Annotated in this window: 14 protein-coding genes and 1 other RNA gene; 13 read left to right on the top strand and 2 right to left on the bottom strand. The window is 39.8% G+C overall.

Annotated features, from left to right (window positions below):
• Positions 1-15 precede the first annotated feature (15 nt).
• The 9 genes from LG375_RS05835 to pepC all read left to right on the top strand — a co-directional run bounded on the left by LG375_RS05835 (position 16) and on the right by pepC (position 8,243).
• Complete coding sequence (locus LG375_RS05835; protein WP_002886486.1) at positions 16-471, top strand: LytTR family DNA-binding domain-containing protein; 456 nt, start codon at positions 16-18, stop codon at positions 469-471.
• A 9-nt stretch (positions 472-480) separates the two neighbouring features.
• Positions 481-906, top strand: coding sequence for a DUF3021 domain-containing protein (locus tag LG375_RS05830; protein ID WP_107372501.1), 426 nt, complete (start codon positions 481-483; stop codon positions 904-906).
• Positions 907-997: 91 nt separating this feature from the next.
• A complete protein-coding gene (locus tag LG375_RS05825) occupies positions 998-1,708 on the top strand; it encodes a MerR family transcriptional regulator (RefSeq protein WP_107372502.1) in 711 nt (236 codons plus the stop codon).
• A 211-nt stretch (positions 1,709-1,919) separates the two neighbouring features.
• On the top strand, positions 1,920-2,603 hold the full coding sequence (locus tag LG375_RS05820) for an ABC transporter ATP-binding protein (protein WP_014633851.1): 684 nt from the start codon (positions 1,920-1,922) through the stop codon (positions 2,601-2,603).
• Entirely contained in the window at positions 2,572-3,873 is a 1,302-nt protein-coding gene (locus tag LG375_RS05815; RefSeq protein WP_107372503.1) for an ABC transporter permease, read from the top strand. Before LG375_RS05820 ends, LG375_RS05815 begins: the two co-directional genes overlap by 32 nt.
• Before the next feature lie 184 nt (positions 3,874-4,057).
• Entirely contained in the window at positions 4,058-5,512 is a 1,455-nt protein-coding gene (locus LG375_RS05810; protein ID WP_037597395.1) for a nicotinate phosphoribosyltransferase, read from the top strand.
• Positions 5,513-5,523: 11 nt separating this feature from the next.
• Positions 5,524-6,345 carry an ammonia-dependent NAD(+) synthetase gene (nadE, locus tag LG375_RS05805; protein ID WP_002889841.1) on the top strand — a complete coding sequence of 274 codons (822 nt, stop codon included), beginning with the start codon at positions 5,524-5,526 and terminating at the stop codon, positions 6,343-6,345.
• Positions 6,346-6,360: 15 nt separating this feature from the next.
• A complete protein-coding gene (locus tag LG375_RS05800) occupies positions 6,361-6,804 on the top strand; it encodes a DUF805 domain-containing protein (RefSeq protein WP_225745476.1) in 444 nt (147 codons plus the stop codon).
• 101 nt (positions 6,805-6,905) lie between these two features.
• Positions 6,906-8,243: a C1 family peptidase gene (gene pepC, locus LG375_RS05795; protein ID WP_225745475.1), complete on the top strand. Its 1,338-nt coding sequence runs from the start codon at positions 6,906-6,908 to the stop codon at positions 8,241-8,243.
• A gap of 103 nt (positions 8,244-8,346) precedes the next feature.
• On the opposite strand, the gene pbp1a is transcribed toward pepC, so the two are convergent.
• Both pbp1a and recU read right to left on the bottom strand, forming a co-directional pair.
• Entirely contained in the window at positions 8,347-10,641 is a 2,295-nt protein-coding gene (pbp1a, locus tag LG375_RS05790) for a penicillin-binding protein PBP1A (protein WP_073689386.1), read from the bottom strand.
• Positions 10,641-11,237 (bottom strand): Holliday junction resolvase RecU, encoded by a 597-nt coding sequence (recU, locus tag LG375_RS05785; RefSeq protein WP_070838895.1) that lies wholly within the window; start codon positions 11,235-11,237, stop codon positions 10,641-10,643. Before recU ends, pbp1a begins: the two co-directional genes overlap by 1 nt.
• Positions 11,238-11,313: 76 nt before the next feature.
• On the opposite strand from recU, the gene LG375_RS05780 reads away from it, so the two are divergent.
• The 4 genes from LG375_RS05780 to LG375_RS05765 all read left to right on the top strand — a co-directional run bounded on the left by LG375_RS05780 (position 11,314) and on the right by LG375_RS05765 (position 13,971).
• Positions 11,314-11,829 carry a DUF1273 domain-containing protein gene (locus tag LG375_RS05780; protein WP_225745474.1) on the top strand — a complete coding sequence of 172 codons (516 nt, stop codon included), beginning with the start codon at positions 11,314-11,316 and terminating at the stop codon, positions 11,827-11,829.
• A 108-nt stretch (positions 11,830-11,937) separates the two neighbouring features.
• Positions 11,938-12,270: a cell division regulator GpsB gene (gene gpsB / locus LG375_RS05775; RefSeq protein WP_002883687.1), complete on the top strand. Its 333-nt coding sequence runs from the start codon at positions 11,938-11,940 to the stop codon at positions 12,268-12,270.
• A 14-nt stretch (positions 12,271-12,284) separates the two neighbouring features.
• An RNA gene (gene rnpB, locus LG375_RS05770) (RNase P RNA component class B) lies at positions 12,285-12,652 on the top strand.
• Positions 12,653-12,804: 152 nt separating this feature from the next.
• A complete protein-coding gene (locus LG375_RS05765; RefSeq protein ID WP_175057051.1) occupies positions 12,805-13,971 on the top strand; it encodes a THUMP domain-containing class I SAM-dependent RNA methyltransferase in 1,167 nt (388 codons plus the stop codon).
• Position 13,972: the final 1 nt, after the last annotated feature.

Here is a 13,972-nt window from a genome sequence, read left to right as displayed (position 1 = left end):
AGAGTTGGAATAGGAATGAAACTTCGTTTTGAAGAAAAATCGGATATTTCGGCAAAGGATCCCTGTGTGGTCATCCAAGCAGAGCGATTGTCTGATCAAGCACGAGAGGTAATGGATTATCTCGAACAATTTTCAGTTGTAAATCAAGTGGTGATTCCTATTAAAACGGATGATCATTTGGTTATGGTAAAAATTGATGACATTATCCTAGCTGAGATTGATAAGAATGTGTTAACGATTTATACCGTAAACAATACCTATACGATGAGAGAGACACTGACAAACTTTCAGCATCGCATCAATCGTCGAAGTTTTTTACAGATATCACGTCATGCTGTTATGAATATAGACCATTTGGAGTCCCTATCAGATAGTTTTTCTGGCAATATGATGGCTAAAATGACAGGTGGAGTGAAGTCCAGTGTCAGCCGAAAATATGTCAAATCTTTGATGGATTATTTAGGGGTCTAGGAGGAACCAATGAAACGTTTAATTGCTTATTTTGTATCCGGCGTGAGAACGGGATCGTTCTTTTACCTTGCATTCCTTTTACTTGGTCAATTATTTCCCCAGCTTATCTATCCCAAAGTTAATGTAGGAAATATTTTAGCCCTCTTTATGATGAGTGGTTTGATGGGAATGCTCTCGTGGATTTTGGAAGAGCTTGACCGCATATCGTATAGGCTTAGAATAATCTTGCATTTCTTGTTGACGGCGATTGTACTTACAGTGACTTGCCTACTATCAGGCTGGTATGAGGCTTTAACGAACCCTGCCATCTGGATTATTTTCATTTCCGTTTATAGTATTATCTGGCTTTATCTCATTTGGAAAATGCATATGAGAACACAGCGTATTAATCAAGCTTTACTGCATCGTCGAAGCCAGAAAAAGAAAGAAAAGTAATAAATTATAGTAAACTTCAAAAAAATACTATTTTTCCTCTTGACCCTCACGCCACGTCATAGCCTATACTCTTAATCAGAGAGGAGTTCTAATGAAATCTGTAAAAGAAGTGAGCCAACTATCAGGTGTCAGTGTGCGCACCCTTCATTATTATGACGAAATTGATTTGCTGAAACCGTCAGTTGTGGCTGAAAATGGTTACCGTTACTATAATCGCGATGCGGTTGTCCGTTTGCAAGAAATATTGCTTTACCGTGAGTTAGACTTTCCTCTCAAAAAAATTAAGGAAATCGTAGGTCAACCAGGTTATGATAAAGTTCAGGCGCTTAGGGATCAGATTAAGCTCTTAGAGTTGAAAAAGTCCCGTTTAGAAGCCGTCATAGCCCATGCCAAGGCCTTACAAATGGAGGAAGAAGAAATGTCATTTGAAGCGTTTGATCAAAAAGCTGTGGAAGCCTTTCAGGAAGAGGCTCAGGCTAGATGGGGTCAGACAGAAGCTTATCAAGCTTTTGCGGCTAAGGAAGAGGAGTCCTTCCCTGAAGTTACAAAAGAGATGACTGCAATCATGTCTACCTTTGGACAGCTCAAGGAGTATAATCCTGGTGATGATAGTGTTCAGGAGCAAGTAAAGGTGTTACAAGATTATATTAGTCAGCATTTTTATCCATGTGACCAAACGGTATTAGCTGGTCTAGGTCAGATGTATCAAACAGATAATCGCTTTTCTAGTTTTATCGATAAAGTCGGAGGAAGAGGTACTGCCGACTTTATCGCAGAAGCTATTCGTATTTATTGTCAATAAACTAAAGCCAAAGTCCCTAAGACTTTGGCTCTTTTCATGCCATAGTGACATTTATGTCACTATTTTTATAATCATTTAATGCTTATAATTAATGTATCGTTTTAGAAGGCGATTAGTTAACCGTTTCTGCTATTTTGCTTGAAATTTTCTTGCATATAAGCGGAGTAAAGTTAATCAAATTCTAATCCAAATCAAATTTACGGAGGAAATCATGTCCATTTTAACCATCGACCACATCTCAAAGTACTATAATCTCGACGGTACGAACCAAGAGCGCGCTTTGAACGATGTTACACTTGAGATTGCACCAGGAAAGATCACTGCTATCTACGGTCCATCTGGCTGTGGTAAGACCAGTCTGCTTAGTATTATTAGTGGTCTGGATAGTCAGTATCAAGGAAATCTTTATTTCAAAAATCAAAACATGCGAGATTTTTCAGAGCGTGACTTGACCTATTTTAGAAAGGCTCATATTGGCTTTGTCTTTCAAAATTTCAATCTTATCCCTCATCAATCAGTCCTTGAAAATGTCAAGATGCCTCTTTATGTTAAAAATATGACTGATAAAGAGATGGCCGAGATTGCGGAGAGGGAGCTTAGCCGTCTTGGAATCGGAGACTTTATCAAGAAAAATGTTAAGCAGCTTTCTGGTGGGCAAAAACAACGTGTGGCCATTGCCCGTGCCCTAGTCAATAATCCAGAAATGATTGTGGCTGATGAACCGACAGGTTCTCTTGATTCTCAGTCTCAGGAAAATGTTCTCGAAATTTTTAAAGAGCTAGCTGAGGCAGGTAAAACTGTGATTATTGTAACCCATAACCCTGAAGTGGCGGATTATGCGGATGTTGTCATTAAAATGAAGGATGGTGAAGTCGTTGAAACAATCGAAAAATAAGGGGTTGACCCTCAAGAATAAACTCAAATTGTCATTGAACAACTTTATGGAACGTAAGTGGCGTAATCTTTTGATTGCGACGGCAACTTCCATTGGTTTTATCGGTGTCTTGATTTCCTTTGGTTTGGGAAATGCTATTGTTGGTATGATTAATGACAGTACCGATGGTGGCAATATTCCATCCCAGATTCAGATCAGTCTTAGTGCTAAATCAGCAGCCAGAGGGGTTCTAAATGCGGATGACGAGAAGTTTATTCGTAGCCAGATTAAGAGTGATGACATTAAATATTTGGAGAGTCCCTTCGGAATGAATATGGCAAGTCTTACCCTTGATGGTAAGACCATGGATTTCAGCAAGGACCTTCCTAACTATTCTCAGGTTATTAGTCTCTACAAGAACACAAAAATCTCTACATCTCGCAATGATAAGGATAAAATTTCAGCTGGGAAACCTTTTAAATCTGAAGATGAAAAGGGCTTAACCCTTCCGATGAGTTTTGTCAAACGCTACAACCAAGAAACAGGGAAGAAGCTCAAGGCTAAAGACTTTATCGGTAAAGAGATTTCAGCTCAGATTGTTGAAAATACTTCTGAGGGAACTAAAGTAGCGGATGTCAAGACTAAGATTGTCCGTATTGTTGATGACAGCGAGGATGCTGAAGAGAGCAATAGCTATATGCCAGCTAAACAATTGGAAGAATTGCTCAAAGAAAATGGCTTTACCAAAACAGTCTCTTACATGCTTTTGGAGCTCAAAGATCCAGCCAAGACTAAGGAAGTCACTAAAAAATTGCAGAAAAACAAGAAGTATCTGGTTCTTTCACAGCAGGCCATCCTAGATATCATTATTAAATTCATCCGTGTGATCCAGGCCCTCTTGATTATCCTTTCGTCACAAGCTATCCTAGTTTCAGCTGTTATGATTGGAATTATCATCTATATTAATATTATGCAACGCTCAAAAGAGATTGGTGTTATGAAGGCTGTCGGTTATCTTAATCGTGACGTGAAAGCTATCTTTGTTTATGAGGCCCTATGGATTACGGGTATCTCACTAGCTCTTGCCCTCCTTGTATCGCAGGGTATTGGAAGCTTAGCCAACATGATTGTTTCACATCTCTACCCAAGTGTCAGCAAGGTGTTTGACCTAAATCTGACCTCAATTCTCATCATGTTTGGCTTCTCACTCTTGATGGGCTATGTGTCAGCCTACCTTCCAGCCCGTAAAATCAGTAAAATGGACCCTGTCGAGTCCCTAAGATATGAATAGAAATAAAGAGTAGTCTCCTCGGGCTACTCTTTTTTGTCAAAACAAGCATTAGAAAATTCGGAAAATCCAAACAATAATTAACTTTCTGAAAAGTGGAGACAATTGCTCAAAAATGCTATAATAGTCAACATATACAGGCTATTAATAACAAAAAAAGAAGTACCTATTCGATAGGAGGAATTCCATGTATAAAGATGACAGTTTAACCTTGCACACTGACTTGTATCAAATCAATATGATGCAAGTTTACTTCAACCAAGGTATTCACAATAAAAAGGCCGTTTTCGAAGTTTATTTCCGTCAACTTCCGTTTAAAAATGGCTTTGCTGTATTCGCAGGTCTGGAGCGTATTGTCAACTATCTTGAAAATCTGACTTTCTCAGAAACTGATATTGCTTATCTGAAAGATTTAGGTTATCCTGAGGATTTTCTGGATTATCTAGCCAACCTAAAACTCGAGTTGACTATCAATTCAGCACTTGAGGGTGATTTGGTATTTGCTAATGAACCGATTTTCCAAGTGGAAGGTCCCTTGGCCCAGTGTCAGCTTGTAGAGACTGCCTTGCTAAATATCCTCAATTACCAGATTCTTATTGCTACCAAGGCAGCTCGTATTCGTTCTGTCATTGAGGATGCTCCTCTGCTGGAATTTGGGACACGTCGTGCACAAGAGATGGATGCAGCAATCTGGGGAACACGTGCAGCCGTGATTGGTGGTGCTGATGCAACGTCAAATGTACGTGCCGGCAAGATTTTTGGAATCCCGGTTTCTGGGACTCATGCCCATGCTCTTGTTCAAGCCTATGGCAATGATTATGACGCTTTTAAAGCCTATGCATCTACTCATAAGGATTGTGTATTCCTTGTAGATACCTATGACACCCTTAAGATTGGTGTTCCGAATGCTATCCGTGTCGCTAAAGAGCTAGGTGATAAGATTAATTTCTTGGGTGTTCGTCTTGATTCAGGTGACTTGGCTTATCTATCGAAGCAGGTCCGTAAGCAACTGGATGCAGCCGGGTTCCCTGATGCTAAGATCTATGCTTCAAACGACCTTGACGAAAACACCATCCTCAACTTGAAGATGCAAAAGGCCAAGATTGATGTCTGGGGAGTAGGTACTAAGCTTATCACCGCCTATGACCAACCAGCCTTGGGTGCTGTCTACAAGATTGTTTCAATCGAGGATGATCAGGGAGTCATGCATGATACTATCAAATTGTCCAATAATGCTGAGAAGGTTTCAACACCAGGTAAGAAGCAAGTTTGGCGTATTACGAGTCGTGCTAAGGGCAAATCAGAAGGTGACTATATCACTTTCGCAGATACGGATGTTAATGCTTTAGATGAAATTAATATGTTCCACCCAACATATACCTACATCAATAAGACTGTTCGTGATTTTGATGCAGTGCCACTCTTGGTCCCAATCTACGACAAGGGGCAACTGATCTATGACTTACCAAGTCTTGATGAAATCAAGGCTTATGCGACTAAGGAATTGGACGAACTTTGGAATGAGTACAAGCGTGTGCTTAACCCTCAAGATTATCCAGTTGACTTGGCTAAAGATGTCTGGGATAACAAGATGACCTTGATTGATAATGTCCGTAAGAAAGCCCATGACTTGTCAGAGTAAAAGGAGAAATTATGACTTTGCAAGAAACTATTATTGCTCAACTAGGCGTTAAACCTAGCATTGATCCAAAGGAAGAAATTCGAAAATCCGTTGATTTTTTGAAGGCCTACATGCTCAAACATCCATTCCTTAAAACATATGTTTTGGGGATTTCAGGAGGTCAAGATTCTACATTGGCTGGTCGTCTGGCACAACTTGCGATTGAAGAGCTCCGTGCAGAGACAGGAAAAGACTATCAGTTTATCGCCATTCGTTTACCATATGGAGTTCAAGCAGATGAAGATGATGCCCAACGTGCTCTTGCTTTTATCAAGCCAGATGTGAGTCTTACGGTTAATATCAAAGAGGCTGTTGATGGTCAGGTTGCTGAACTTGCCAAGGCAGGTGTCACCGTTTCTGACTTCAACAAGGGAAATATCAAGGCCCGCCAACGTATGATAACCCAATATGCGGTTGCTGGTGAAAATAGTGGGGCAGTTATCGGGACAGACCACGCCGCTGAAAACCTTACAGGCTTTTTCACAAAATTTGGTGATGGTGGTGCAGATATCTTGCCACTCTTTCGTCTAAACAAGCGTCAAGGTGCAGCCCTTCTTGCAGAACTTGGTGCTGACAAGGCCCTATATGAAAAAGTGCCAACAGCTGATTTGGAAGAGGACAAACCAGGAATCGCTGATGAAGTGGCACTTGGAGTGACCTATCGTGAAATTGATGACTACCTTGAAGGTAAGGAAGTCTCAGCCAAAGCTCAGGAAACGATTGAGTCTTGGTGGCGTAAAGGTCAACACAAACGTCACTTGCCAATCACTATTTTTGATGATTTTTGGAAATAAGAGGAGAAATGAGTTATGATCAAAGCTTATATTGATTTTTGGAAGCGTGCCTTTGACTTTAGAGGCCGTTCGACTCGTCCAGACTACTGGTGGGCTTACTTGGTTAATGTCATTATTATTACTATTCTTACTGTTTTTTGTGTTCTTATTCCTTTCTTCAGTAATGTTGATCTTAGTGACCCAGCTCTGTTGAATAATTCGACTGAACTGCAAAAAATAATTATTACCTATGCTTGGCCACTAATGCTTTTTAGCTTAATTGAACTTATCCCTCAATTGTCTCTACAAATCCGTCGTTTGAGAGATGCAGGATTTCATCCGGCTTGGGTACTTCTAAGTTATATAGGTCTTATACCAATCTTGGCTATCTTCTCATTGATTGGAAGCATTGTCCTCCTTATCATGTCTTGTCAACCAACGAAACCAGCACCTGAAACGCAGTTTGATAAAGTGGAATAAGATTGTCATAACCCTAGGTTTAACCTAGGGTTATTTTTAAATTGAATTTTCAGAAATTAGTGATAAAATAGAGAGGAATAAGGCTTAAAAGGAGGAATCTTATGACTTCACTATCAACAGATTTCACAGATAAACTATTTGCAGACTATGAGGCCAATGCCAAATACAGTGCTATCGAAAATGCTGTAACTCACAATGGCTTGCTCAAATCTATCGAAACACGTCAATCAGAAGTTGAAAATGACCATGTTTTCTCAATCGATTTGACTAAAGATGAGGTGTCTAACCAAAAGGCTTCAGGACGTTGCTGGATGTTTGCGGCACTAAATACTTTCCGTCATAAATTAATCTCAGACTTTAAATTGGAAAGTTTCGAACTTTCTCAAGCCCACACCTTCTTCTGGGACAAATATGAAAAATCGAACTGGTTCTTGGAACAAATCATTGCTACAGCAGATCAAGAGATTGGCAGTCGTAAGGTTAAATTCCTTTTGGATACCCCACAACAAGATGGTGGACAATGGGATATGGTCGTATCACTTTTTGAAAAATATGGTGTTGTGCCAAAATCAGTTTATCCAGAATCTGTAGCTTCAAGCAATAGTCGTGAGCTTAATCAATACCTCAATAAGCTTCTTCGTCAAGATGCTCAAATCTTGCGTGATTTGATTGCTGGTGGTGCTGATCAAGCTGCTGTTCAAGCTAAGAAGGAAGAGCTTCTTCAAGAAATTTTCAATTATCTTGCCATGACTCTTGGTTTACCACCACGTCAGTTTGATTTTGCCTACCGAGATAAAGATGACAACTATCAATCTGAGAAAAATATCACACCACAAGCTTTCTTTGAAAAATATGTGGGTCTAAAACTCAGCGACTATGTGTCAGTCATCAACGCTCCAACAGCTGATAAACCTTTCGGGAAATCTTATACTGTTGAGATGTTGGGTAATGTAGTAGGTGCACCAAGTGTTCGTTATATCAACCTCCCAATGGACCGTTTCAAAGAGCTTGCAATTGCACAGATGAAGTCTGGAGAAACTGTTTGGTTTGGTTCAGATGTTGGTCAAGTTTCAGACCGTCAAAAAGGTATTCTTGCAACTAATGTTTATGACTTTACAGCTAGCATGGATATTAACTTGACTCAAGATAAGGCAGGACGTTTGGACTACAGTGAATCTCTCATGACTCATGCCATGGTATTGACTGGGGTTGATTTGGATGCCGATGACAAACCTGTTAAATGGAAGGTTGAAAACTCTTGGGGAGACAAGGTTGGACAAAAAGGTTACTTTGTCGCTTCTGATGCCTGGATGGATGAATACACTTATCAAATCGTTGTCCGCAAAGACTTCCTTACAGCTGAAGAATTGGCAGCCTATGAAGCAGAGCCACAAGTACTTGCTCCTTGGGATCCAATGGGAGCCCTTGCTTCAAAATAAGACAATACATGAAAACACTGGAAATTTTCCAGTGTTTTTTATAGTTTCTTTAAAATCTATCGGTAAAAAAAGAGTTATCCAATCAGATAACCCTTTTTATTTCTTATTCTTCTGCTGTAGCAGTGTTTGAATTTGAATGTTCAGAGCCATTAGAAGAGGCCGATGTCGATGGATTTGTTGAAGCATCAGGACCGTACTGTTGACTATCTTGTGAACTTGATGAGTCACTGCTTTGGCTTGAGTCTAAACTTGATGATGAGCTAGATGTTCCAAGTGATCCTGTGTAAACATTTGATGTTGAAGAACCAGTAAGGAAGACATAGCTACCATTATTATAAACACCGCTAGGCATATCGAAATCTTCAGAACCCGCACCATACATCTGGTTAAGGTAGCTACTTGTTACACCATAGATTTGTTTAGCGATATCAAGGTCTGAATCATGAAGTGGTGTTTTACGATTTTTATAACCTGTCCAAATCGCCATAGAATACTTGGTATTGTAACCAACGAAATTTTCATCTGGAACCATAAGATAAGCATAGACGCCACTTTCTTTTTGTACCTTGTAGTATTCATCGTCACCATAGTTAGATGTACCAGTCTTACCAGCATTGAATGTACCAGGGACATAAGCTTCAGTCGCTGTATCACCTGTCATTACTTGTTTCAACATGCTTGACATCATGTAAGCTGTTTGTGGCGACATGGCCTCGACACCTTTAGAATCAAATGATTTTGTTGAACCGTCTTCAAATTTGATTGATTTAATGTAAGATGGTTTATAGTAAGTACCGCCATTTGCAAAGGCTGCATAGGCCGCAGCCATTTTCTCGCTTGATGCACCATACTTAGAATCTGATGATGATGTTGAAGATGAGATGGCATTGGAGTAGAACATTTCTGGATACTCAATACCTAAATCCTTCAAGAAGGACTGGGCATAGTCCAACCCAACAGCTTGAAGAGCTTTAACGGCTGTTACGTTACGTGATTGTTGAATCGCATAAGTCAATGAAATGCTTCCGTAATACTTACGGTCCCAGTTGTAAATTGGTGTTGAAGAACCTGGGAAATTGTAAGGATTATCGTAAACAGTCGTACCAGTGTTTGTATAAACACCTTTTTCAATAGCAGGAGCATAGTCAGTGATTGGTTTCATTGTAGAACCCCAGTCACGGTCTGTTTGAACAGCTTGGTTGGTACCAAGTGCAATGTTTTCGTCTTGGTGACGTGAACCCAATTGGGCAACGACACGACCATTAGTAACATCAATAATAGTAGAAGCAACTTGGAGACTATCGTTTGGATAGTATACGTAGTCGTTAGTATTATAGACGTTCCAGATATATTTTTGAATATCTGGATTAAGGTTAGTGTAGACGTCGAGACCTGCTGAGTAAATATCAGCGTTGGCATCGGTAGATACTTGTTCAATAACTTGTTTGATGTAGTTATCTAAGTATGGCTCATAGCTAGCTTTCTTCGTAAGTGGAAGAAGGCCATCTGATACATCAGTTGCTTTAGCTTGCTCGTACTCTTCTTTAGAAATATTCTTGTCTTCATACATTTCGTCAAGAACAGTGTTACGACGTTCTTTGGCAGCATCTGGATTAGCATAAGGGTCATATTGTGTTGGTGCTTGTGGAATACCAGCAAGAAGAGCTGCTTGGGCAACAGAGAGGTCGCTCAAGTCCTTACCAAAGTAAGATTTAGCTGCAGTCTTCATACCGTAGTAACCATTACCCATATAAACCTTATTAATATAGAAGGTCAAGATTTCTTGTTTAGTGAATTGACGCTCCATTTGGAGTGACAACCAGATTTCTTGTGACTTACGTTTAAGGGTTTGGTCAGAAGTGTTAGTTGAGAAGTAAGCCAACTTAATCAACTGTTGGTCGAGTGTAGACCCCCCTTGGGTGCTGCTACGACGAAGGTTGTTAACAGCTGCCCCCATGATACGGTAGACGTCAATCCCACGGTGAGTGAAGAAACGTTTATCCTCGATAGAGGTGATGGCATTAACTAGAGTTGTTGGAATTTCATCTGTTGATGCACTCTCACGTTTCTCGGCTCCCAAGTCGGCAATAAGACTACCATTAGCGTCGTAAATCTTACTTGAGTTTGTTGATTGCAGTTTGTTCTCGGTAAGTTTAGGAACGCTGCTAACATAGTAGGCAAAGAGGCTACCACCAGCGATGACACAGACTACAAAGAAAGTAAGCAGTCCAATAAATCCGTATTTTGCAATACGCCAGCCCAAACTTTGGTCTGAAGCGGCAGAGCGTTTTCCTTTGCTATAGCGAGAAGAATCTGAACGCTTGACCTTGATGTTTTTAGCACGTTTAGTCAAACCGTTAAGTGATTCTTTAAAGTTGCTGAAATTAAATTTAGCCATTATGTGTTACCACCTAATAATTTTTCAATGATTTCTAAGTAAGGAACTTGAGGATAAGCTACTTCTGCAATTGCATAGCCTCTTTTTTTGATATAATCAAGAGGCATTGATTTCGTCCCTTTATCAATCTGATAAAAAGCGATTAAGTCTTTGGCAGGCAGAAGGTAGGTTTCCTTAAGCGTCGAGAAGTGAAGTAGCACGAAGCAGATCCCATCTTGACTGATGACCTGAGACATGTGCTCAATTTGATGCGCATGAAAGTTTTTCATAGGCATGGATGTCTTTTGTCGTGTCTCTTTGGCTTCAAAATCAATGTAGTATCCTTTGTAAACGCCGGAGTAGTCGGTAGTAGAAGCTTGTCTAAAGTAAGCTTCTACAATCTTCGCCCGTGAGCGTTTGGGATAATCGACTTTGACAATTTGAACAGGGGTAGGTTTTTTATGAATAACGGCTAAACCACGCGACAAATAGTAATCATTAGTCGCGTTAATAGCAGATTCAAAGCTCATCCCCCGATTGGCAAAGTCAACTCTATTTGATTTTTTAGGACGTACTTGTGCTATCTTACGAGATATCTGATGGGGATAGTTTACCATTTCTTTCCCTTCTTCTTTATAAGATATGCATAAAGACTATTTTATTATACCATAAAATGAATGAGGAAAACAACAAATGACATCACTACTGGTAACTGGCTATAAGAGCTTTGAACTGGGTATTTTTAAAGACAAGGATTCTAAAGTAACCATTATCAAGAAAGCAATCAAACGTGATTTGAAGCGTTTCTTGGATGATGGTGTGGATTGGATGATTTTTACTGGGAACCTCGGTTTTGAATTTTGGGCACTAGAAGTAGCCAAAGAACTTCAAAAAGACTATCCTTTGAAGTTAGCGACCCTCTTCCCTTTTGAAACGCATGGTCAGAATTGGAATGAAGCGAATCAAACAAAACTAGCGGCCTTTAAGCAGGTTGATTTTGTCAAGTACAGCTTCCCTACTTACCAATCTCCAGCACAGTTTAAACAATTTAATCAGTTTCTCATTGACAATACAGATCAAGCTTATTTATTTTATGAACCTGAAAATGAAACAAATCTGAAATATTTTTACGGTATGATGTTAGAAGCAAGGGGTTATCCCGTATCTAGACTGACTTTTGATGACCTCAATGAAGTCATGTCGGAATAGGATATAATTGAATTTTAAACTTGCATTTTTATCTTTTTTTCTGTATCATAAAAACATTAGACAGTAAAGTATTAGTAAGTTAGATAAGACAAGTATTGGAGAATAAAAATGGCTAAGATTAATTTAACGCCCAAGAAAATCTACGAACAAGAATTTAAAACAAGCATGCGTGGATACGATAAAAAAGAAGTTGATGAGTTTCTAGACGATGTAATCAAAGATTACGGTGTCTATATTGCTCTAGTTAAGGAATTGCAAGAAGAAAATGCAAAACTGAAGGCTAAGACTTCATCAGCTCCTGCTAGTCGCCCAGCATACGCAAGTGCGACAAGTGAGCCATCACGTGCGAATGCCAATGTTGCTTCGGCTTCAAACTATGATATCTTAAAACGTATCAGTCGTTTGGAGAAAGAGGTCTTTGGAAAACAAATCGTCGAATAAAACTGGTTTGTGCAATTTTTGGATAATCGCATGGTTGCTAGTCTTCCATGAGGAAAGTCCATGCTAGCACTGGCTGTGATGCCAGTAGTGTTTGTGCTAGGTGAATTAATAAGCCTAGGGACTTGATTTTCAAGTTACGGCGAGTGAACTGGCTAAGTCTTCGGATAGGTTTTAGTAGCTCTGAAAGTGCCACAGTGACGGAGTTTTTAGGGAAACCTAAAAAGTGGAACGCGGTAAACCCCTCAAGCTAGCAACCCAAACTTTGGTAGGGGCATGGGATGGCTGGAAACGAACGGACCATCCTGACTGCTTTGCAGTAGACAGATGATTATCGAAGGAAGTGGTACCTAGTCACTTCTGGAACAAAACATGGCTTATAGAAAATTGCATATAGGTGAGGCTGGGACACATGTCTCAGCCTTCTTTTAGCAGGAATTCTCTCTTTTACAACTATATCTTCTAAAGAAAAGAGTGGAAAAATAAGCCATCAGTTAAAAAAGTTTGTACTCTTAACAATGAGATAAAAGGATGACAATGAAAGAAACATTTACATTAGTAGCAACTGCAGCAGCAGGTCTTGAAGCTGTGGTTGGACGTGAATTGCGTGAGTTAGGTTATGACACTCAGGTTGAAAATGGTAAGGTGCGTTTCCAAGGCGGTGTTCGTGCAATTGCTGAAACCAACCTTTGGTTGAGAGCAGCAGACCGTATCAAGATTGTAGTGGGTGAATTTCAAGCACGTACTTTTGAGGAACTCTTTCAGGGAGTTTTTGCCTTAGACTGGGAAAATTATCTTCCGCTAGGTGCAAAGTTCCCAATTTCTAAAGCTAAATGTGTGAAATCAAAGCTTCATAATGAGCCATCTGTTCAGGCGATTTCCAAAAAAGCTGTCGTTAAGAAATTGCAGAAGTATTTCCACCGTCCAGAAGGAGTGCCTCTTCAAGAAACAGGAGCAGAATTTAAGATTGAAGTTTCTATTTTAAAGGATAAGGCTACAGTTTTGATTGATACCACAGGTGCTAGTCTCTTTAAGCGTGGCTATCGTACTGATAAAGGTGGGGCACCTATTAAGGAAAATATGGCGGCTGCTATCCTTGAACTTAGTAACTGGTATCCGGATAAACCGTTGATTGACCCGACTTGTGGTTCAGGGACCTTCTGTATTGAGGCTGCAATGATTGGTATGAACATTGCGCCAGGATTTAATCGTGATTTTGCTTTTGAAGCATGGAATTGGGTGGATAAAGATTTAGTACAGTTGGTACGTGATGAAGCAGATAGCAAGGCAAACTATGATGTTGAATTAGACATTATGGGTTGTGATATTGATGGCCGTATGGTTGAGATCGCAAAAGCCAATGCTCGTGAGGCAGGTCTTGAAGATGTTATTAAATTGAAACAAATGCGTTTACAGGACCTGAAAACAGATAAAATCAATGGTGTCATTATTTCAAACCCTCCTTATGGTGAGCGTTTGTTGGATGACAAGGCTGTGGATATCTTGTATAATGAAATGGGTCAAACTTTTGCGCCACTTAAAACTTGGAGCAAGTTTATCTTGACCAGCGATGAACAATTTGAAAGCAAATACGGTATGAAAGCCGATAAAAAACGTAAGCTTTATAACGGGACCCTCCGTGTTGATTTGTATCAATATTTTGGTGAGCGTGTTCGCCGTTCTGAGGCTAGAAAGGTAAATTAAA

The sequence above is a fragment of the Streptococcus sp. Marseille-Q3604 genome (assembly GCF_916619785.1).
GTDB lineage: Bacteria > Bacillota > Bacilli > Lactobacillales > Streptococcaceae > Streptococcus.
This window is presented reverse-complemented; position numbering and strand designations above follow the sequence as displayed.